This window comes from Duganella sp. sic0402, assembly GCF_019219065.1.
Lineage (GTDB): Bacteria > Pseudomonadota > Gammaproteobacteria > Burkholderiales > Burkholderiaceae_D > Rugamonas.
Map to the genome: position 1 here is coordinate 487071 of NZ_JAHUWK010000003.1, position 21962 is coordinate 509032.

A 21962-nucleotide genomic window follows, 5' to 3' on the forward strand; every position below is an offset into this window, starting at 1 on the left:
GCGATCGGGCCGCCTGTGCGGCTCCCGATAACATTAATGATATCGGGAGCCAAAGGTGTTTACTGCGCCGGTTCGGCCACCGGTTCAATCACACTGAAGACGATGACGGCGCACAGCAAGGCGGTGCCGTGGCGCCGCCGATCTGGCCGAGGAAGTTGACGATGCCGAAGGCGGTTGGATAAGTCGACTTGCTGGCCAGGCCCATCGGATAAGGCGAATAGCCGGCAAAGCCAATACCCAGCATCAGGCCCGACAGCAGCAGCATCGGCTTGCGGCGGCCGTCCAGCAGACGGTCCGAGATAATCCCGCCGATCATATTGCCAGCCACCGCGCCGATGCATGGCGCCGAAGCCAGGAAGCCCATCTTCACCGAAGCAAAGCCCTTCACCGTCACCAGGTAGTCCGTATCCACGACATAAAGATATTGCTGATGCCGATCATGCAGCCATAGCCGATTGCGACACCCAGGATATTCCACGAATTTGCCACCTGGCGCACCGTTTCCGGCCACACCACCTGCCTGGTGCGGTTGATCGCGTCCAGCCATGGCATCTTGCGCATGCGTGACGTATCCGATGTCTGCTTGCCTTGCTCATCGCCGCCCTCGCCCTGGATGTAACGCAGTTCGGCAGTCGAGCAATAACGGCTTTCGCTCGGCGAGTTGGTCACGTAGAAGATCTCACGCCAGCCCCAGATCGCAATCAAGATCAGGCCGACCGATGGCACCATCAGCGGCCCCAGTTTGGGGGCGGCGATCCACAGGCCGGTGGCCAATCCTTTCTCCTGTGGCGGGAACCAGCGGTTGCAACCGCAACGGCGCCGGCTACACCGTGGCCAACAACAGCGAAGCCGGCAGCGGCGACCGCGCCTACAACCTGGGCCTCCGGCACGCGTTCTAGGCGGCGCTTACCAGTAGCCCAGCACCTTCCACCAGGCGCCGCCAACAACCGCGAAGATCGCCAGTTCCAGCACGCACATGACAAAGCCCACGCGCCACCAGTTACCCAAGGTGACGTAGCCGCTGCCGAAGATGATCGGCGAGGTGCCGGTGGCGTAGTGGGTCAACGTCATCATGATGGCGGAGCCAGCCGTCATCATCAGCAGGAAGGGCACCAGGTATTCCGGCGGCAGCAGTTGCGCGCCGACCGACATGAAGGCGAACAGCATGGCGCTGATATGCGCCGTGGTACTGGCGAACAGGTAGTGGGAAAACACGAATGCCAACAGCAGTACGGTCGCCACCGGCACCCAGCCCATGCCGCTGGCGACGATGGCGTCCTTCATGCCCAGCGCGGCCCAACTGATCACGCCCAGCTTGTTCAGCTGCTCGGCCATCATGACCAGCGCACCAAACCAGATCAGCGTATCCCATGCGCTCTTTTCCGACAGCACGTCGTCCCAGTCCAGCGTGCCGGTGATAATCAGCACGAACAGCCCGAGGAAGGCAACCACGGTCGGGTCCAGCGTCCAGGCCGGACCGAACAGCATCGCCGGCACATTCGCCCACAGCACCAGCAGCAGGCCGAAGGTGCCGAGCATGATTTTTTCTTTCGGCGCAAGCGGTCCCATGCGATCCAGTTCACCGCGCGCGTATTGCACCGCGTCCGGCGTCACCTTCAGTTGCGGCGGCGACAGCAGGTTGATCACCAGCGGCATCAACAACAGGCACACCAGGCCCGGCAGCAGCATGCATAAGGCCCAGGTGGTCCAGCTCAGATGAAAGTTCTGGTTGCTGGCCTTGGCGACAAAATCCACCACCAGCGGATTCGGCGCGGTCGCGGTCAGGAACATCGCCGAGGTGATCGGATTGGCGTGGTAATTGACCAGCGCCAGATAGGTACCGACCTTGCCCTCGGTGCCGCGTGCCGGATCGGAATCGAAAGCGTTGGCAATCGACTTCATCACCGGATGAACGATGCCGCCGCCGCGCGCGGTATTACTCGGCGTAAACGGCGCCAGCACCAGCTCGCATACCGTCAATCCGTAGCCGATGCCAATAGTGCGCTTGCCCAGCAAGGCAATGAAGATCAGGCCGATGCGGCTGCCCAAGCCGGTTTTCTTCAGGCCGCGAGAAATCAGCACCGCCACCACAATCAGCCAGATCAGCGGACTGGCAAAGCTGCTCAGCGCATCGGCGATCGCGCCTTTGGAGGAAGTGGCGGTGACCTGCGACAGCGAGACGATGACGATGGCCATCATTGCCATCACGCCTATCGGCATCACCTTGAGGATGATGGCCACGATGGTGGTCAGGAAAATCGCCACCAGCGCCCAGGCTTTCGGCGTCAGCCCGGCGGGGCAAGGCAGCGCCAGCAGCACAAACAGCACAATGGTGGTAGCGATCGCGGGCACCAGACGGAACGGTACTGCATCGTTGAAGTAGCGGAGCATTGCAGACAGCTTGGATAGCATGCTGGACCTTTCGGAGTTGCGGCAGACTCTAGTGTGCCTTTTTTCGCGCAAGCGTGGATTTAGCGCGCGGTTGACGTAACAGCTAAACGGTATATACTCGGCTTCATCGATAAGCTCTTTGACGACGCACCGTGAACGCTGACCGCATGACCATGCCGCGCAACTGTTCCGCCCTGTACCAGGGAGCATCGCCTGTGGCCGGACGCCGCCGCGCGTCCACGAAGGACATCGCCAGCCTTTCTTTTGCTCGGTAAGCCAGAACCTCCGTTCTTCCGCCTGCCGAGCCACCTTCCCTTCTTTGCAATCGTCCGCAGGACATCCGTCCGCGCGGCATCGTCACGCACTTTTAATGGAGTACAGAATGAAACCGAATATCACCGTTTCAACCCTGGATATCGAGCGCCTGGAAGCGCTGCTGGAAACCAATCACAATCAGGCGCTGGCGGATGAACTGGCCCGCGCCATCGCGGTCGAGCCCGAAGATATACCGGCCAATGTGGTCACCATGCGCTCGCAGGTACGCTTTGAAATCGAAAACCCGCCGCAGCAGCTGTGCCTGACGCTGGCTTATCCCAAGGACATGGCAGAACTGCCGGACGGCATCTCGATCCTGACGCCGATCGGCACCGCCCTGCTCGGCCTGGCCGTCGGCGACAGCATAGCCTGGCCGCGCCCGGATGGGCAAATGACCACGCTGCGCATCCTGGAAGTACCTTACCAGCCAGAGCGCGCAGGCGAAACGTTCCGATAACTAGACGACTGGTCTAATTGTGCTATACTGCATCGCATGAAAGCCGAATACACCGACGTCCGCCAGCATATTCTCGATCAAGGGAAGGCCATTATCACGCGCAAAGGATTTGCGGGTGTGGGCCTGAACGAGATCCTGACGGCCGCCGATGTGCCCAAAGGTTCCTTCTACCATTACTTCAAGTCCAAGGAACTGTTCGGCGAAGCATTGCTGGAAGATTATGTCACGCAGTACCTGGCTGAAATGGATACCACCCTATCCAAACCCGGCCACACTGCCGCGCAGGCGCTGATGGATTACTGGACCGGCTGGTTCGACGCCGAATGCGGCTGCCGCTGCCTGGTGGTCAAACTCAGCAGCGAGGTTGCGGACATGTCGGAACCGATGCGCGTAGCGCTGCTGGACGGCACGCACCGCATCATCGCCCGCCTGGCGGTCACGCTGGAGCAAGGCCTGCAGGATGGCTCGCTGCCAGCCGTGGCCGAACCGGCGCAAACGGCGCAGACGCTGTATCAAATGTGGCTGGGCGCCGCCATGCTGACCAAGCTGCGCCGCGATCCAAGCGCGCTGCAATCGGCCTGGCAGGCGACGCTGGCCCTGTTGAAACTGTAAGCATTTTTTTGAATCATTTTCTAGACGACCAGTCTAATATAAAGGAAAAGCAGATGAAAAACTTCGAATTCCACAATCCAACCAAAATCGTCTTCGGCGCCGATACGGTTGCCAAGCTGTCCAGGCTGGTGCCGGACCATGCCCGCGTGCTGATCCTGTACGGCGGCGCCAGCGCAGAAAAGACCGGCACACTGGCCGAAGTGCGCACCGCACTGGGCCAGCGCACCGTGCAGGAATTCGGCGGCATCGAACCGAATCCAAGCTACGAAACCCTGATGCGCGCTGTCGAGCACGTCCGCAAGGAAAAGCTGGACTTCCTGCTGGCAGTCGGCGGCGGCTCGGTCATCGATGGCACCAAGTTCGTTGCTGCCGCCGCGCTGTATGACGGCGAGCCATGGGAAATCGCCGAACGCGGCGGTTCCAACATCAAGCAAGCCCTGCCCTTCGGCGCGGTGCTGACCTTGCCCGCCACCGGCTCGGAAATGAACGCCGGCAGCGTGGTCACCAAGAAAGCGACGCAAGCCAAGCTGGCCTTCCATAGCGCACTGGTGTATCCGAAATTCTCCGTGCTCGATCCGCGCAAGACCTTCACGCTGCCGGTCAGCCAGGTCGCCAACGGCCTGGTCGACGCCTTCGTCCATACCACCGAGCAATACCTGACCTATCCAGTCAACGCACGCGTGCAAGACCGCTTTGCCGAAGGCCTGCTGCAAACACTGGTGGAAATCGCCCCGCAAGCCATCGCATCGCCGGACGACTACGAGACACGCGCCAACCTGATGTGGACTGCCACCCTGGCGCTGAACGGCCTGATCGGCGCTGGCGTGCCGCAGGACTGGGCCACCCACATGATCGGCCACGAACTGACGGCGCTGTACGACATCGACCACGCCCGCACGCTGGCGCTGGTGCTGCCGGCCCTGCTGGACGTGCAGCGCGAGCCGAAGCGCGCCAAGCTGCTACAGTTTGGCGAGCGCGTCTGGAACATCACCAGCGGCAGCGAAGAGGAACGCATCGACGCCGCCATCGCCCATACCCGCGCTTTCTTTGAAGGCCTGGGCATCCCAACCCGCCTGTCCGCTTACCAGCTGGGACAGGAAGCCGTAGAGGCCGTGCTGAAACAGCTGGAAACGCACGGCATGACCAGCCTTGGCGAGCATCGCGACATTGACCTCGCGCGCAGCCGCCGCATTCTTGAAGCAGCTCTTTGATAAAGGAAACGAACATGAAAAAGATTCTGATGGTACTGACCTCGCACGACCAGCTCGGCAACACCGGCAAGAAAACCGGCTTCTGGCTGGAGGAATTCGCCGCGCCGTATTACACGCTGAAAGCCTCCGGCGCGCAGCTGACGGTGGTGTCGCCAGCCGGCGGCCAGCCGCCGCTCGATCCGAAAAGCGATGAGCCGCAATCGCAGACCGAAGCCACCAAGCGCTTCAAGAACGATCCCGAAGCACAAGCCGTGCTGGCCAACACCGGCAAGCTGGCCGACGTCAACGCCGCTGACTTTGACGCCGTGTTTTATCCGGGCGGCCACGGCCCGCTGTGGGATCTGGCGGAAGACCGCCACTCGATCAAGCTGATCGAAGACATGATCGCCGCCGGCAAACCGGTCGGCGCCGTCTGCCACGCGCCGGGCGTACTGCGCCATGTGAAAGCCGCCGATGGCGCGCCGCTGGTTCAAGGCAAGCAAGTCACCGGCTTCACCAACACCGAGGAAGAAGCGGTCGGCCTGACCAACGTCGTACCCTTCCTGGTGGAAGACATGCTGAAGCAAAACGGCGGCGTGTATTCCAAGCTCGGCGACTGGCAGCCCTACGCCATCACCGACGGCCTGCTGGTGACCGGCCAGAACCCGGCGTCGTCAGAAGCCGCAGCCGAAGCGCTGCTGAAACTGCTGGCCTGATCAAAACCGGCCGATACGCATATTGATGGGCCAGCTGACGGGGCGCTTGAGATGCTCATCGCCCCACAGCTTTTCGATGTCGCTGGCGAATTCCACCAGGATGTCCTCGCGCCCCGCTTCCCTGGCGCTGCGCACGGCGGACCAGGTGATCAGGTAGCCAAGGAATTCAGCCAGACTCCACGCCAGCCGGATCTCCATGGCCGGCGCCTTGAATTCCTCAAACGGAAAATCGATGGTCGCATAGCCGCTATCGACCAGCTTGCGCTCCGGTGGCCAATAAGGGCCGATTTCATCCCGGTAGAAGCGCTGGAAGCGCTCGTTGAGCGGCGGCTCCAGTTCCAGCACGCCGTAGCTGATTAAGGCCAGCACGCCGCCAGCCATACCGGCGCGGCGCACCTCGCTATAAAACTTCGGCAGGTCGAACCAGTGCGCGGCTTGTGCCGCCGTGATCAGGCTCACGCTGTGATCCGCCTGCGGCAGTTGTTCAGCCGGCGCGCATTGATAGCTGACGCGATCAGCGGGATGAGCGTTATCGATCTGGTCGGCACTCGGATCCAGGCCGATCACGCTATCGAAGTGCGGCGCCAGCAGCTGCGTCAGCTGGCCATTGCCGCAGCCGACATCCACCGCCAGCCGCGTATCCGGCGCTACGGACGCCAGGTACTCGGCCAACCGTGGCGGATATTCGGGACGGAAGCGCGCATAGGCGCGGCCGCCTTGATCAAACCAGTTTCGCATGGATGCTCCTCGCTAGATTGGCGCGCCCGGCGGAATGGCCGGCGCAGCACGCAGCTTGACGCTGCGCGGATCGGCCAGGTAGCGCGTGATCAGTTCAGCAGCTCGGCGGCGGTTATTGGCCACACTGCCACTGGCTGGCGACTTGACCAGCCACGCCGCCAGTTCACGCACCGATTGTCGCACATCGGCATCGACTTGCGGATGCAGCTTGTCGCCGTCCAGCAGGCGCAGCACGCTTTCCAGCACTACCCAGTCGGCAGCCTGCTGCACCGCTGTGCCACCGATCAGCGCGGACGGCGCAGGCGCACGTTTCCAGCCGCTGTTCCACACCAGTTCCAGCGTATCGGCCACACCCGGCTGCTGCGCGTCGCGCGCATGCTGCCACGACAGACGGTTGAAGCGGGCCGGATCGAACAGATACAAACTAGTCTGCGCCGCCGCAGCTTCGGCCGCGGCATAGGGATCAAATACGCGCTCCATGCTGGTAGCGAAGTATTCCGGCGTGCGCTGATAGCCCTGGCTTGGCGGCGAAAGAATATCCAGCACATTGGACGGCAGCACCAGTTGTTCGGCACGCAGGCTATCGACCAGCTTGTGCAGCGCCTGGCGCTGGATCGCGGCCGGCACGATTTGCACGCCAGCCTGGCGCGCACCGCTGCGCACATCGCCGATGGTGGCGTATTCGAACGAAGCACCTGCCACCAGCCGCGCCACGGCTTCGGTCTGATAGCGATGCAGCAGGTACACCGGCACCAGCCGCGCTTCCAGCTCGCCAACCTGGCGCGCATCCGGCAGCACGCCGATGGAGAACTGCTGCAAGGCGCGCTTGCGGGCGGTCATGGTCAGGTCCCAGCCGGACAACGAATCCGGGCCGACATCCCACATCAGGCCATTCGGATGGCTGGCGCCGGATGGACGCGAGTCGGCGTCGCTGACGTAATCCAGCTTGCGCGCCCTGGCATCCGCCCGCAGCCGCGCCAGGCCTTCCGCCTCGGCTTGCGGCGTGGCGAACTCGGTATAGGTATGCGCCACAACGAAATCATCCCACGGGCCGACGCCATTGCCATACGGTTCGTTCAGCGCGATCGCGCCATCGGCGCCGATGGTCAGCAGCGGATGCGGATAATCCATCACCGAGCCATTGCCCTGGCGGCTGGATGCGAAGTTATGCGCGAAGCCCAGCGTGTGGCCGATTTCATGCGCGGCCAACTGGCGCAGGCGCGCCAGCACGGTCTTCTCCACAACGGCGGCTTTGGCGGCGTCGGTGCGTTCGCCTGATTTTCCATACGGCGCCAGCAGGCTTTCCGCGATCAATGCATCCTGGCGCATGCGCTGAGAATCCAGCGTCACCGCGCCCTTGATGATTTCGCCGGTGCGCGGATCGACCAGCGAGCTGCCGTAGGACCAGCCGCGCGTGTCGCGGTGCACCCATGCGATGACGTTGTAGCGGATGTCCATCGGGTCCACGCCTTCCGGCAGCAGCTCGACGCGGTAGGCGTCCTTGAAGCCGGCCTTCTCGAAAGCGCTGGCCCACCATCGGGCACCGTCCAGCAATGCGGAGCGCATCGGCTCCGGCGTGCCACGGTCCAGGTAATAGACGATGGGCTTCTTGACCGTGCTGACGGCCGCTGATGGATCGGTTTTCTGCAAGCGGTGACGGCGCTGCCAGCGCACCTCCATGCTGGCGGACAGCGGTGCGGCAAAGTCAACGTAGGGATTGGCGTTGCCGCCCGAAGCCGGATGGTAGGCGCGCGGCGCAAATCCCGGCTCCGGCAGCTTCACCAGGCTGATATGCTGGCGCAGCGTCAGCGCCGAGGCGTCGGCCGCCACGCGGCGCACTGCCGCGCCCTCGCCTGCGCCCTGGAAGGTCAGCTCCGCTTCCAGCTCGGTATTGTCAGGGAAGCTTTTGGCCAGCTCCGGCAGCACCGCGCTGCGCGCTGCGTTGATGCTGTAGCTGCCCTGCTTGGCGCCCGCCAGCCGGCGCGTTACGCCGTGCTGGTCGGACAGCAGAAAGCTGGAGAAGTCGACCAGATGGCCGCCCGCATCGCTGGCCAGGATGTCGCCCGACCACAGCACCGCGCTGGCGAAAGCTTGCACAGCGCTGTTGCGTTCGTCGGCATTGGCCGAGTTGGCGACATAGCCGGTGTTGTCTTCGACCAGGAACAGCCGCGCGCCGCGTTTTTCAAAGCGCACCGTCCTGACCTCGCCCGGCTGGCCGCGATCAAGCCCGATATCGTTGGAACCCAGGCCATACGGCAAGGACGTCACCAGCAGGAACGGGCTGTCCAGCGTTTTCACGGTCAGCAGCACGCGGCCCTTGTCGGCGTCGCGCCAGACATGCAGGAAGCCAGGCTGCGCTTGCAGGTTGGCGGTCAATGCGGCGACGCTGCGCGATGCCGATGCAGGTGCGGTATCAGCCAGCGCTGGCGATGCATGCAGCACGCCAGCCAGCACAAGAGAGAACAGGACGGAGCGCTGCATCATCTCAAGGCGCCGATTTGGAGAGGATCAACTTCATCAGCTCAGTCGCGCCGACCTTGCCCTTTTCAGTGATCAAATCACGCGGCGTGTTATCGCCGATTTCAAACACGATGGCTTCCATGCCATGCTCCTTGAGGAAGTAGTTACGCGACACGGTGGTCGGTTCCAGGCGATCCGAAGGCTGTATCACCGGCTTATAGTGTGGAATCGCCTGCTGGATTTTTTCCAGCCATTCCGGCACCAGGCCTGGCATATTGCCCTTGAACTTAGGGTCCAGCGTATAGTAAATGTCATCCCAGGTCGAGTGGAAGTCGATGCCGAAGTAGAACTTGCCGCCATCGGCCGCACGCTGCTTCAGGAAGTCGCGTACCGCGCGCGTCTCCGGCTGGTTGAAATCGGACCAGTCGCGATTCAGGTCGATGCCGCCAACATTGTGGCGCCAGAAGCCGCCATCCACGCCATCGGGATTCATCAGCGGCACCACGTACACCGTCCAGTCCTTGCGGAAGCGCTGCGCCAGTTTGGTGTCGGCCGCCAGTGTTTCAACAAAGGACTGCATGGCGAAGTAACCCGTTACCTCGGGCGGATGCTGGCGCGAGATCACCAGGATCGCCTTCTTGCCCGACTTGTTGCCGAGCGTGAGCAGCTTCAAAGGACGTCCGCCGGTGCTCTTGCCGATTTCACTGACGGTCAGCTTGTGCTTGCGGGCGATATCGTCGATCCAGCCGAATACGCGCCTGGAGGTATGCAGCTCCTGGCCGGACACCCACAGCGGCTTGGTGTCCGCCTGCAGGCGCAGCGTCACGCTCTTCGGCCGCGCGGTGGCGCCGCCTTCAGTGTTGGCCTTGTCTTCCTCGGTGATGCGTTCCTCCACCAATGGCTTCCATTGCAGGCCGTCGCTGCTCAGCTGCGGCGTGTAGCGGTGGCGCGCTTTTTCCGGATACACCAGCTTGACCGAAATCTCGGCCGGCGCTTTGGACCACACCTGGAAGGCATACCATGGGCTCATATTGATCGGCTCATTCTCCGGTGTGATGGCGATGGTGTACTCCAGCGGCCCGGTGCGCTGGATGCTGTTCAAACGCGCACCGTCAAACTCGTTGGAGAAGTACACACCGTCTTCATTGAACTGAAACACGCCCTTGCCCTGGCGGTCGGTCGGCCGGCTGGTGGTGTCGACCACACCGCGTATCGGCGGCTGGCCCTGATATTGTTGCGCGGCCGCGCCTGCGGCCAGCAACAAGGACAAAACAAATGCAGCAGTCTTTTTCATATCAACTCATCAGAAAGTGTAGGCGGCGGTCACACCGATGCGGCGGAATTGCGGCGAGTAGCCGCTACGCCATTGCACCGGCGCGTCCTGCTCGAACAGGTTGTTGACATACAGGCTAAGCTTGGTGTGCGGGATGCCGCTCCATGCCAGATTGTAGTCGACCGTGGTGTTGCTGCCGACATGGCCGCAGGTGGCCAGGTAAGTGGCCGCCACGCCGTTGGTGGCGCAATAGGTCGGCGAGGACACGCTGTTGTTGCTGTAGCCGCTGGCGTAGTTGATGGTCGCGCCGTGATCGAAGTCGCCGGCTTTCAGTGCTGCGCGCAGCTTGGTGTTCAGGCGCGGGCCGCCGTCCCAGGCACCGGCCTGGTTGGCGCCATATGTGCCATTGGTCACGCTGTATTCCTGATACTTCCAGGTGTACGCGCCTTCCAGCTTCAGGCGCACCTGGCCCAGCGGCGTGTTGAAGCGGCCGGCGGCGTCGAAGTCAAAGCCCGAGGTGCGTGTCTTGCCGCTGTTGACGTATGGGTTATACACCAGCGCCACCTTGCCGATGCCGCCGAAGTTGACGGTATTGCCCGGTGCGTATTTGCTGACCAGCGCCAGGAATTCCGCATCGGCCGCAGCGTTATCGACGCGTACCAACTGGCCTGCTGGCAGATTAGCTTCACCTTGCAGGATGTCGGCCAGCGTGCGCGTGCCAATCTGGTCCTTGCGTTCGATGTGGTAGTAGTCGATCGCCATGGTCCAGTTCTTGATCGGCTCCCAGACGAAACCAGCGGTCAGCGTGCGCGAGGTTTCCGGCTTCAGGTCCGGGTTGGACGAGACGAAGGCCGGCAGCACCGCCGCGCAGTCATTGCCGCGATAGGTGTTGGCCAGCGCCTTGTCGCTGGTGGTGGCGCCGGCCGCGCTCTGTACCAGCGCGTTCAGCGCCGTGGCGATCGGGCAGCGGCGATAATCCTGCACGCCGGTCGAGTAGGAACCACGGCCCAGGCCATTGCCGGATTCGACGATATTCGGCGCGCGGAAGCCGCCGGAACCGGTGGCGCGCAGCAGCAGGCTGTCGGTGGCGTTGACGCGCAGGCCGACTTTCGGCGAGAAGTGCGCGTCGCTGTTGCTGGTCTTGTCGCCGCGCACGGCGGCGGTCAGCTCGACACGCTTCAGCACTGGAATGGTGGCTTCGGTAAACAGCGCGTAGTGGTCGACGGTATCCTTGACCTGCAGGCCGAAGGCGCTGACCAGTTCACCGCGCAGCACATTGTCGGAGCTCTTCATCTCATAGGTTTCGCGGCGGATGTCGGTACCGACCGCGATGCGCAGCGGGCCGGCGGGCAGTTGCGCCACTTCGCCGCTGACGGTCGCATCGACAAATGAAATCTTGGCCTTGCCGTAGGTATTCCGGACCGGGAACATCGACTCCAGCAGCGCCGGGTCGTTCTGCTGGCCGAATTTGTAGGCGCCGCTGACAATGGCGTTGGTGTAGCCGACCGCGCTGGTGCCACGGAAGTCCTTGTCGGCACTGGATTTCATATGGCCGATGGCGGATTTCCAGTCCCAGCCTCCGATCTCGCCGTTCAGGCTGAGCATGGCGCGGTACTGCTGCGACTGGGTGGTGTTGAAGTTGAAGCCATCGCCGGTATCCGTCAGGCGCGCGCGGTATTCTACCGGCACCGAGTACGGATTGTTGGCATGGCCAACCGGCAGCTTAGGATAATAGAACGGCCCTTTCAGGTTGCCGCCCAACATATCGTACCAGTACGACGCGGAGGTGGTGGTGTTGGTGGTGAAGCCGCTCAGCAGATAGTCGGTGGTGGCGCCGGCAGCGGTCAGTTCGAAATTGGCATCGATCTCTTTGCCGATGCGGAAGTGGGTATTGCTGGCCAGGGCCCAGCGCTTGGAACCCGTGCTGGCGCCATCGGTGGCCAGCGAGTCGTATTTGCACTGCTTATCGACCGGGTCGATGGCGCTGGCCGGGCAGCCTGGCGCGGCAACGATGTTGGTGCTGCTCAGGAAGTAGTTACCGGTTGGCGAATAGGCGCTTTTCGCATCCCAGGTCGAACGGCCCGGCGTCAAACGGTGCCAGTCCGGATAATGGCTGGCCAGTTCGCCGGTGGTGTAGCCGTCGTTCTTGTAGAACTCGTAGTTGACGTAAGTGTTGTAGCCGTCTTTATCCAGATCGCCAAAGCCGACGATGCCGGTGACATTGCGGTTGCGCAGGTCGCGGAAGCCATCGGCCTCGCGATAGTTGGCGCTGATCTTGGCGCCTTCGAAGTTTTTGCGCAGGATGATGTTGACCACACCGGCAATCGCGTCCGAGCCGTAGATGGCGGAAGCGCCGTCTTTCAGGATCTCGATGCGCTCAATGGCGGCGGCTGGAATCGCGTCGATGTTGGTGAAGTTTTGCTGTGCGGCGTCGGCCAGCGCGTACTGCGCGATGCGGCGGCCGTTGACCAGCACCAGCGTCGACACCTTGCCCAGGCCGCGCATGCTGACGCCTGACGAACCGTTGGCAAACGTTGCCGCGCCTTGCGTGGCGGCGCTCAGCTGGGTGCTGATGGCCGAGGTAGTGGTCAGGATGCCCAGCGCCGTGGTTTCGCCGGTACGTTCAATATCGTCGCGGGTCAGCACCTGCACCGAACCGGCGGCTTCGGCGGCGGTGCGCTTGATGCTGCTGCCGGTGATTTCGACGCGCTGTATCGTCTCTTCCTGCGCGCCTGCCTGCTGCGCGTACACCAATGCTAGCGCCAGCGCGATAGCGCTCTTCTTCAAAGTGCTCATTCAAATTCCTCTTGTAATTGTATGGTCGGCCCGCATGCGTGCGGGCCTGTCTGTAGGGCTGCGAGTGTTAGCGGTAGCCCGCTGCGCGCAAGTGCGCCAGCAATGCGTCGGCTACCACGGTTGCGGTTTGCTCGATACGTTCGGCATCGGCGCGCCAGTTGGCGCCGAATTCCAGCTGCACGCTGTCTATGCCTTGTGGGTTCTGATAGCCGAACACGCGCACGATGGTGCCGCCGCTGAAGTGAGTTTCCTTCTCGTCTGCTGCTTTTGGCAGGACATTCAGGCCGCCAGCTTCGAGGCGGGTAATCAGGCCATTGGGCTGGCCGTAAAATGGGGTATTTTGTGCTGTCAGACCGCTGCCGGTTCCACGGAAGATCGCGCCCTTGTCAAAGCTCTGGCCGTGGATATCGACCAGCAGCGCGCCGGGCTGCTGGCGCACCGTGTCAACCGCGCCGCGCAGCGCGGCGTAATATGCGGCGTAGACTGGTGCTGCGGCCGGGGACTCATAGGCTTCCTCCGCCTTGCGGTTGAAGTCGACGTATTTGCGGCTGATATTCGCGCCAACCAGGTAGGCCTGCTTGCCACTCTTTTCGCGCAGTTGACGCTGAATGGCAGTTGCCAGTTCATTGACGCGATCGTCCTTGACTTTGATGCCCTTGACGCGTTCCGGCTCGCCGGCCAGCGGCACATCGCCACCATGTGGCACCGAGAACACCAGTGGCAACGCGCCCTGCTGAATCGTCAGGTAGTCGCCTGCTCTGGCGGCGCCGTGCAGGCCCAGGCTTAACAGCAGCAAGGGAATCAGTAAACCTCTCATCGCGTCCTTTCTTCAATCGAATAGGCGCAATATAAAAGGCTGGCTTGCAGAAGATAAGGAACGATTCCGTATATCTATCTGCGAAAGATGTCGTATGACTTGTGCGCTAAGCACGCATTAAGTTAGCGAAACGACGCTGTGGCGCTGTATAGGACAAAGTTAAGATAGCTTAAATTTCGTCGTTTTCGGGAGGAGATTTCGCCGCGATCGGGCGAAAATACAACAGATAGTCAGTTTGTTTTGGGGCCGCGTTTGCTCTCAAACAGCACGTAGGCGTGGGTCAGCACCTCTTTTTTCCACTGGCTGACCATCACCGGATGAACGCTATGCAGCTGCGCGATCTCGCTAACCGTCAGCTGCCCGCGCAGCGCTTCCAGCGCCACCTTGGCCTTGAATTCCGCGCTGTGCACCTTGCGCCGTTTAACCTCTGTCATTCCCTGTGATCCTCATGCTTACAGACGAATCACAAGTCTAGCCAAGCACAGTCGCAAAAATATTCCTAAATTCCCGCGCATCGGCGCTTGCTACAGCATGGACATGCCACCGATGCGGATTTCCGAGAATGTTTTTACTTTTTGCGGCGACTACGTAGACGGCGCCAGCCCAGTACCACGCCAGTCATCGTGGAGATCGCACCGACAGTGCACAAGACAATTACCAGCACATCCCACACCGGCCGCGCGCGCAGCTCAGCAACAAAGTCCAGCTGGTGCAGGCCGTTGAACAGCCAGCGGTTCCACTTGCTGTTACGGTCGGCATGGCCGACGATCTCGCCTTGCAGCGGATCGATATAGAACGTGGTTTCATCGGCCAGCGCAAAGCGCGCGCGCACCACTGGCAACACCGCTTGCTGGTGATGGCTGTAGTGGTAATCGTCTTCGCCGGTGAGCCGCTCAAACCGCACCGGCACGCCGGGACGCAGGGCCTGGATCGCGTGCTGCATCCGCTCTGCGGGCATCGGTTGCAGCAGCTGGCGCTGCACATGATCCAGCATGCTGAAATTGATCTGCCCATCGATGCGCCGCCACTCCAGTTCCAAAAGGCCCGGATGACGGCGGACCAGATCATCCACCGGTGCGGATAAATCGGCGCGGCTTAGCGGCCCGCCAGCGAACGCCAGCCTGTCCTTATCGGTGACACCCGGCGACGACAGCCAGTCGAACGGCGTCACCGACAACCAGCCGCTGAACAGCCAGGTCAGCATCAGCGCGCCGATGCTCAGCCCCAGCCAATGATGCCAGGCCTGCCAGCCGCGATATGGCGAGCGGCGGCCACCCGCATACGGCCGGCGCAACCGCAGCCGCTGGATACCTAGCAGCATGCCCAGCATCACCAGCAACAGCGCCGCGCCGGAAGTCCACATCACCACCTGCCGCCACCACTGGCCGTGCTCGCGCAAGGGCGTGAAGTAAATCCAGTGGATCACCGAACCGGCCCAGTTCCATGCCCGTTCGCCGCGCGTGGTGTCGCGCACCAGTTCACCGGTACGGCTGGACACGTACAGCACACTGCCGGCCGCGTCGTCCGCGCTGACACGGTACAGCGGCCGGTGCTGCTGCACGCGGCCAAAACTCCATTGGTCGATGTCGATCAGTTCAGCCGACAACGCGCGCGCGCCGGGGGCGGCGTTGCGCGCACTGTCCACCGCCAGCTGCGCTGACATCTGCATTGGCTGGCCGCTGTCAGCCCACACCGACCACCAGCGGGTATCGCCCTTGAAGTGGTAGGCCGGACGACCTGCCACGGTATTCAAGCGCACCGCCGAGGGCATACCCGGCCGGTCAACCGCCTGCCAGGCGTGCCAGGCGTTGACCTGGATCTGCTCCGCATCGAGCGGGTCCAGCCATGCCATGCGCTCGGGCTCCGTCAGCGCCGGATACGGTACATACATCATCACCACGCCGGAACCAAACCACAGCAGCACCAGCAAGCCAAGCACGATGCCCAGCCAGCGGTGCCACAAATGCGCGTGGCGCTTCCATGAGCGCACGATCAGTAGCGCCACTGCACTGTCAGTTCGGCGTGGCGGCGGTCGCCCAGCAGATATTGGCTGTCGCTATACGAGGTGACGGCATACAGCTTGTTGGCCAGGTTGCGCAGGTTCAGCTGTACCAGCACATTGCGGTTGACGCTCCAGCCCAGCGAAGCGTCAAAGGTGGTGTAGGCAGGCAGCGTCTGGCGATTGGCGTTGTCGATGTAGCGTTCACCAACGTAGCGTGCACCCAGCGCGCCGCGCCAGCCGTCAGCGCGATAGTTGAGCCACAGATTGGCCGAAGTCTTCGGCACATCGGCCGGACGGTTGCCGGCGCGCGATTCGTTGCCGCCTTCGATCAGCTGGTCGAACTGCGCGTCAGTGTAGGCGGCGTTGGCTTCCACGCGCCAGGCTTGATTCAGCGCCACGCTGGCCGTCACTTCGGCACCGCGCGACGATTGCGAGCCACCCTGGATAGACAGCGCGGCATTGGCCGGATCGCGGGTGATGATGTCGTCCTTGGTGATGCGGTACAGCGCCGCCGTCCATTCGGCCTTGCCGCCCGCCAGCGATTGTTTGACGCCTGTTTCCGCCTGGCGCGATGACGTCAGCTTGTAGCGGCTGTTGGCCAGGTTCAGCGACAGCAGACTGGTGACCGGATCGCTGCCGCTGCTGACTTGCGCGTACAGCGAGGTTGCGTGGTCCAGCTTCCAGGCCAGGCCCAGGCGTGCGGCATTCGATTGCAGCTTCGAGGTAAAGCCGGCAGCACCCAGCAGGCTGACGCGTTCGACCTGGTAGCGGTCGTGGCGCACGCCGGCCAGCAGCAACAGATCCGGCGTCAGGCTATACGCATCTTCGATGTAGAAGGCGTTGCTGGTGGTATCGGAGGCGAAGTTAGGTTTGAGCGGATCGGGACTGTCGAATACGCCCGGATTGAAGCCGGTCGACGCCACCGTCGATGCGCCGCCATACGGCGAGTTGTTGGTGTGCTTGAAGTTGATGGTCGATGCTTCCCAGCCTGCCACCACACGATTCGCACCCTCGATCCAGCGCGCTTCCAGCCGGTTGCCGGTCTGCTCCTGGTCGTGGTGGATGGCGATATAGTCGCTGCGCTCGACCACGTTCGCGGCCGCGTCGTAGTGGTAGTACTCGACGTTGCGCCAGTTGCGGCGCGCCTTCATGTAAGCCAGCTCGTTGCTGATGGTCAGCGCTGGCGAGTAGCGCCAGCTCAGGCGCGCAACAGCCTTGTCGTCGACGAAGTAAATGTCGGCGTCGCTGACATTGTAGTTCTGGTCGCGCAGCGCGTGCGACAGGCCGCCATTGACCAGCGGCGTGCCAAAGTAGCGCTGTGGCTTCTGTTCCAGGTGGTCGAGCGACAGGTCCAGATCCAGATCCGGCGTCAGCGCATAGTTCACGCTGGTCAGCACCTTGCCGTGACGCGCATCGCCGCGATCAATGAAACCGTCGCTGTGGTCGGCATAGGCGTCGATACGGAATGCGCCCCTCTCACCCAGCGCGCCCGTCGCACCAACGCCGGCGCGCAGCGCCTGGCCGCCGCCCACACCGGCCATCGCCTCGAAGGAGCTGGTGCGCGAAGGCGCTTTGCGCACGGCGTTGATCGTGGCGCCAGTGGTGCCGCTGCCGTAGACGATAGAACCTGGACCACGCAGCACTTCAATATATTCATAACCCCAAGGATCAGCCGGATAGGTGGCGGTGCCGGAACCCACCTGCGGACGCTGGCCATTTTCCAGCAGCGCGATCGAACCGCTGCCAGTGAAGCCGCGCGCCGAATAGGCGACGCCGTTGCCTGGCGAGCTGATATCGGTCAGGCCGGTGGTGCGGGTCACCGCTTCCTTGACCAGCAGATCGCCGCGCGCCAGCATGGTATCGGCGCTGAGCGCCTCCACGCTGGCCGGCAGTTCCTGCGCGCTCAGATTGAGGCGGCTGGCGGTGGCGTTCTGGCGCGCCAGTCCCAATCCCTCGTTGGCGCTTGCGCCCTGGACGGTGACGGTCGGCAGGACATCGGCATCTTCGGCAAACGCGCCGCCGCTGCAAAGCAAGGCGATAAGAGCGGCGACAGGACGCAAGGCAGGGGAACGGATCATGATTTTTTCTCTGTACTGAATGATTGGAATAATCCGGCGCTCCATGGCAAACGTACACGCGCAGGCAGGCAGCATGCGTATGTGTAGGCAGCAATGGAAAACGTCGAACAAAAACAGGCAAGCGCCACACCCCGGGCTTTGCGCATCAATCGTGACTGGCCGGTCTTCTGGCTTGCCCTCATCCTTCCCTGCCCTTGCCTTCCCGTGCGCTTGCACAGTGGCGTTCGGTCAGCGTCGTCAGGCTTACAGCAGCGGGGGCTGCGCCGGACTGGCGCGCAATGTAATCGCGCGCGTCACCGGCTTCCCGTTTCACCCCGCAGCTGAAAAGACGCGGGGCACCATTCACGTATGGGGGCGGATTCTAGCATACGGACATACGGCCTGGCCGGATTGCGTCTATAATTAATGCAACTAACCTGCATTAAGGATTGTATATGACCGAATCGCTACCGACAATTGAATTGGCTTTGCTGCTGGGATTGCGGCATGGCCTGGCGCCGGACCACCTGGCCGCCATCGATGGCCTGACCATGCGTGCGCGCCCCGCAGCAGCGCCGTGGATGGGCGCCTTGTTCGCTATCGGCCATGGCGTGATCGTGCTGTTGATCGTGGCCCTGGCCGATCTGGCGTCCGCCTGGCTGCAACTGGATTCCCCGTTTCTGCACGCCATGGATCTGCTGGAATGGCTGCCCGGCATGCTGCTGCTGACGTTGGCCGTGCTGAATGCGCGCAGCCTGCTGCGGCCGATACAGCAGGGTCCTCGCAACGGTCTGAGTGCGCGGCTGGTGGCGCCATTGAGCAGCGTGCGGCCACTGACCGCGCTGGGCATCGGCATGCTGTTTGCGCTGGGTGTGGAAAGCATCTTGCAGGCGCTGGCCTGGGGCTATGCGTCCGCGCAGCTGGCTGGCGATGGCTGGAGCGCCTTGCAGGTGGCCGGCGCCTTTGTGCTGGGGATGGCGATTACCGATGCCTTGGATGGCTATGCGACCGCACGCATTTCCGTCGGCGCCGGCCAGCAGGCGATCCAGCAATTCCGCCGCCGCATCGGCTGGCCTATCGTGGCGCTGTGCGGCGTTAGCGGCACGCAGTTGCTGATGTCGAAGGCCTGCGCCAGCTGCGGGCTGGCCGAGGATGGTCTGCGCATGCTCGGTATGGCCATGGTGGCGATCACCCTGGCGTTATACGCCTACACATGGACGCAGACTAAGCGTACGCCAGCTGTGCGGGAATCGTAAGGCGTACCACCGTGCCGCCCTGTTCCCCTGCGCCGATCTCGATCTGGCCGCCCATCCGCTGCACGCGCTCGCGCATGCCGACGATGCCCCAGCGGCCTACGCTCGCGGCAACGGTGCCGATACCGATGCCGTCATCGGTAACTGATGCAGAAAACACCTGCTCGCCATAGCACAGCTCCGCCGCGATGCGGCTGGCCTGCGCGTGACGTGCGCTATTCCACAGGGCTTCGCGCAGCACGTAGAAGACTTCACGCGTGGCGTCTTCGCGCAATGGCCGCTGCGCACCGGTGGTGGTGAAGTGCAGCAGGCTTTCAGCGGCGGGCACGCTGACGGCCACCGACTTGCGCAGCGCGGTGAACAATTCATCGCGCACCGGATCGCAGCGCAAGCCAACTACTTCGTCGCGCGCGTTCTCGACCAGCTCCTGGGCATGGATCAGCACCGTGTCCAGCTTCGCCTGTAAATCCGGCTCCTGCAGCATGCGGCTTTGCAGCGTGTGGAAGCGCAGTATCAGCGCCTGCACCGCCTGTAGCAGATTGTCATGCAGCGAGCGGGCGATGCGGCCACGCTCCTGCAACGTCGCTTCAAGCAGCGCCCGCGCGCGTTCGTCGGCACGCCGCCTGACGGTCGCAATCCGCCATTGATACGCGGCCACCACGGCCAGCAGCAACAGCGCCGCGCACAGTAAACGGAACCACCATGTCTGCCAGAACTGCGGGGCGATATGGAAGCGCAGTTCCGCGCCCTTGGTATTCCACACACCATCTTCATTGGCGGCGATCACCTGGAAGCGATAAGCACCCGGCGCCAGATTGGTGTAATGGGCGCTGCGATCGTGCTGTACTTCTTTCCACCCGCCGTCAACGCCTTCCAGCCGGTATTTCAGCCTCACCCTTTCCGGTATCGATAGCGCGGTGGCGGCAAAGCTGATGTCCACGGCAGTCGGATGTCCAGGCAATTTCATGCCATCCAGCGGCTGCAGCTCGCCGTCGGCCGTCTGCAAGGATTGAATGATGACGTCCGGCGCGCGCGGATTGCGGCGGATCTGCGCCGGATCAATCCAGCCTGCCTGGGCAATCGTCGCGTAATACACGCGGCCGGCACTGTCGAGGCTCAGCGAAGGCAAGGGCCGCGTTGGCGAGGCATTGCCGTTGACGCCGTCTTCAAAGTTGAATAGCTCACTGTCCAGTGGCTGCGCCGGCGTGTGCCAGAACTGCGCCAGTTCCGCAGCCGGCACCCGCAGCAAGCCGTCGTTACAGTGCAGCCATAGCTGGCCGAGATGGTCCACCACCATCCCGGTCACGCGCTGCACCGGCGCGCGCCGCTGGAAAGTCATCGGCTGCACTTTGTCGCCATCGACCCAGGCCACGCCCATGTCGCCGCCGATCAGCAGACGCCCGCCAGCGTCCAGCATGCTGAGCGTATTGCCGATCTGTAGATTGCTGCTGGCCGGCAGCAGTTTCAGCGCATCCGCCGTCAGCACACCAACGCGGTTATTGGTCAGTCCGAGCCAGGTCTTGCCGTGCGCGTCGCGCAGCATGCTGATTGGTGTTGGGTCCTGCTGCCCTTGCAGACGCGGGTCCTGCTGCCACGCGCCGTTATCGAAACGCCACAGGCCATGGCGCGCCAGCGACACCAGCAGCCGGCCATCGCCCTCCAGCGCCAGCGCCTGCACGCCCAGGCGTGCGTTGGCTGGCACAGGCAACTCCCAGCGTTGCTCCTTATCGCGGCCGAACTCCCACAATGCCGCGTTGGTGCCGACCCAGACGTGATCGGGCGCCGTGCGCAAGATCGCGTTCGGCACTTTGACCTGGGTTTCCACCGGGGCGCCGTCGGGGCGTATGCGCAGCATGGGCAAGGTATTACTGCCGACCCACATCTCCTCGTTCAGGCCGGGTTGCGCCAGCCAGAAATGATCCTGCCGCCTGACCTGATGGAAGCGGTGCAGGCGTATCCGCTCCACGCCGTCGTACAAGGTGCGCCACAAATTGCCCTCGCGATCGAGCAAGGTGATCAGGCCAATGCCGCCATTGCCGGCGCCAGCGCTGGAGGCAACGATAGGCGGATAGAACTCGACCTCGTGCCAGCTGCCATCGGCGCGCTGATTGAGCCGCGCTACGCTGCCTTCATGCAAGGCCACCACCGTGCCGTGCGGACCGTTGAGCATGATGGTGTAGCGCTCCGGGTGATCAAGCTGTATCGGATGCAACGCGCCATTGCTGTCCAGCCTGGCCAGGCTGCCATCCGGCAGTTTCACCTGCAAGCGCTTATTGACGAAGCTGTAGCGCACTTGTGCAGGGAACTTCATGACAGAGGCGAACTCTTCCGCCCCTTTAGGCAAGGCGAAGACTTCCGTGCCGCCGATGGCCCACAGCGTTCCCTCTGCGTCGAAGCGGATCTGATTGGCCAACTGCTTGCGGCGGCCCACCTGCACCCATTTTCCCTGCTCCAGCTTGACGATGGCGGTAGTGGTGCAGGCATATAGCTGACCGTCCGCTGCGGCGGTGATGCCGTTGACGCTCCCCAATGGAAAATCCTTGCCCGCCACAAAATGCCGCGCGCCCTGCGCGGTAAATAAACTGAGGCCACCGAAGGTATAGCCGACCGCCAGGCCACCGCCTGGGATGTAGCGTAGCGAAGACGTGGCCGAGGATTGCAGGCCGTGGCCGTAAACCTTGGTCTCCGGCTTAAACTTGCCGCCGTCGAAGCTGTACAGGCCAGTCGACGAGGAGAACCACATCACACCATCTGACGTTTGCGTCAAATCGAAAGCCTGACCTGGGGCGCCGTCCGCCAGCGTCCAGCGCCGGCGCTCGAATGACAGGTCATCGTTGGCTGCGGCCGCCCATGCGTTCAACGACACCAGGCACCACCACAAAACC

16 protein-coding genes, 1 pseudogene and 1 riboswitch are annotated in these 21962 nt (G+C 62.8%); of the genes and pseudogenes, 5 read left to right on the plus strand and 12 right to left on the minus strand.

The features are described from left to right. Positions 1 to 88: 88 nt before the first annotated feature. The 3 genes from KW842_RS27875 to KW842_RS11175 all read right to left on the minus strand — a co-directional run bounded on the left by KW842_RS27875 (position 89) and on the right by KW842_RS11175 (position 2412). Complete coding sequence (locus KW842_RS27875) at positions 89 to 412, minus strand: hypothetical protein (RefSeq protein WP_373925168.1); 324 nt, start codon at positions 410 to 412, stop codon at positions 89 to 91. Continuing rightward, a complete protein-coding gene (locus tag KW842_RS27880; RefSeq protein WP_373925169.1) occupies positions 391 to 774 on the minus strand; it encodes a hypothetical protein in 384 nt (127 codons plus the stop codon). The genes KW842_RS27875 and KW842_RS27880 overlap by 22 nt, the downstream gene beginning before the upstream one ends. Positions 775 to 906: 132 nt before the next feature. Then, positions 907 to 2412: a DASS family sodium-coupled anion symporter gene (locus KW842_RS11175; protein WP_218304148.1), complete on the minus strand. Its 1506-nt coding sequence runs from the start codon at positions 2410 to 2412 to the stop codon at positions 907 to 909. 361 nt (positions 2413 to 2773) lie between these two features. Here KW842_RS11175 and rnk point away from each other — a divergent pair, with 361 nt between their 5' ends. The 4 genes from rnk to KW842_RS11195 are packed head-to-tail and all read left to right on the plus strand — an operon-like array spanning position 2774 to position 5681. Beyond that, positions 2774 to 3163 (plus strand): nucleoside diphosphate kinase regulator, encoded by a 390-nt coding sequence (rnk, locus tag KW842_RS11180; RefSeq protein ID WP_218304149.1) that lies wholly within the window; start codon positions 2774 to 2776, stop codon positions 3161 to 3163. 36 nt (positions 3164 to 3199) lie between these two features. Then, positions 3200 to 3775, plus strand: a complete 576-nt coding sequence (locus tag KW842_RS11185) for a TetR/AcrR family transcriptional regulator (RefSeq protein ID WP_218304150.1) — start codon at positions 3200 to 3202, stop codon at positions 3773 to 3775. A gap of 53 nt (positions 3776 to 3828) precedes the next feature. Then, on the plus strand, positions 3829 to 4986 hold the full coding sequence (locus KW842_RS11190; RefSeq protein WP_218304151.1) for an iron-containing alcohol dehydrogenase: 1158 nt from the start codon (positions 3829 to 3831) through the stop codon (positions 4984 to 4986). A gap of 14 nt (positions 4987 to 5000) precedes the next feature. Beyond that, positions 5001 to 5681, plus strand: coding sequence for a type 1 glutamine amidotransferase domain-containing protein (locus KW842_RS11195; RefSeq protein WP_218304152.1), 681 nt, complete (start codon positions 5001 to 5003; stop codon positions 5679 to 5681). Here KW842_RS11195 and KW842_RS11200 read toward each other — a convergent pair whose 3' ends face one another. The 8 genes and pseudogenes from KW842_RS11200 to KW842_RS11235 all read right to left on the minus strand — a co-directional run bounded on the left by KW842_RS11200 (position 5682) and on the right by KW842_RS11235 (position 17845). Continuing rightward, complete coding sequence (locus KW842_RS11200) at positions 5682 to 6419, minus strand: class I SAM-dependent methyltransferase (protein WP_218304153.1); 738 nt, start codon at positions 6417 to 6419, stop codon at positions 5682 to 5684. Between the two features lie 12 nt (positions 6420 to 6431). Further along, positions 6432 to 8903, minus strand: coding sequence for a zinc-dependent metalloprotease (locus KW842_RS11205; protein ID WP_229223619.1), 2472 nt, complete (start codon positions 8901 to 8903; stop codon positions 6432 to 6434). 1 nt (position 8904) lies between these two features. Then, positions 8905 to 10173, minus strand: coding sequence for a M14 family metallopeptidase (locus tag KW842_RS11210; RefSeq protein ID WP_218304154.1), 1269 nt, complete (start codon positions 10171 to 10173; stop codon positions 8905 to 8907). Positions 10174 to 10182: 9 nt separating this feature from the next. Continuing rightward, positions 10183 to 12948 carry a TonB-dependent siderophore receptor gene (locus KW842_RS11215; RefSeq protein ID WP_218304155.1) on the minus strand — a complete coding sequence of 922 codons (2766 nt, stop codon included), beginning with the start codon at positions 12946 to 12948 and terminating at the stop codon, positions 10183 to 10185. Between the two features lie 67 nt (positions 12949 to 13015). Further along, entirely contained in the window at positions 13016 to 13765 is a 750-nt protein-coding gene (locus KW842_RS11220) for a hypothetical protein (RefSeq protein WP_218304156.1), read from the minus strand. A gap of 340 nt (positions 13766 to 14105) precedes the next feature. Further along, positions 14106 to 14199, minus strand: a pseudogene (locus KW842_RS27885) (hypothetical protein); the annotation flags it as partial. A gap of 134 nt (positions 14200 to 14333) precedes the next feature. Beyond that, positions 14334 to 15770: a PepSY domain-containing protein gene (locus tag KW842_RS11230; protein ID WP_218304158.1), complete on the minus strand. Its 1437-nt coding sequence runs from the start codon at positions 15768 to 15770 to the stop codon at positions 14334 to 14336. Next, positions 15758 to 17845: a TonB-dependent siderophore receptor gene (locus KW842_RS11235; protein WP_218304159.1), complete on the minus strand. Its 2088-nt coding sequence runs from the start codon at positions 17843 to 17845 to the stop codon at positions 15758 to 15760. The genes KW842_RS11230 and KW842_RS11235 overlap by 13 nt, the downstream gene beginning before the upstream one ends. Before the next feature lie 139 nt (positions 17846 to 17984). Continuing rightward, a riboswitch (cobalamin riboswitch) is annotated at positions 17985 to 18203 on the minus strand. Between the two features lie 76 nt (positions 18204 to 18279). Between KW842_RS11235 and KW842_RS11240 the strand changes: the two genes are divergently transcribed. After that, positions 18280 to 19080 carry a hypothetical protein gene (locus KW842_RS11240; RefSeq protein WP_218304160.1) on the plus strand — a complete coding sequence of 267 codons (801 nt, stop codon included), beginning with the start codon at positions 18280 to 18282 and terminating at the stop codon, positions 19078 to 19080. Here the strand turns inward: KW842_RS11240 and KW842_RS11245 are convergent. Next, positions 19049 to 21943 (minus strand): sensor histidine kinase, encoded by a 2895-nt coding sequence (locus KW842_RS11245; protein ID WP_218304161.1) that lies wholly within the window; start codon positions 21941 to 21943, stop codon positions 19049 to 19051. The two genes, KW842_RS11240 and KW842_RS11245, sit on opposite strands and share 32 nt — an antisense overlap. Positions 21944 to 21962 lie beyond the last annotated feature (19 nt).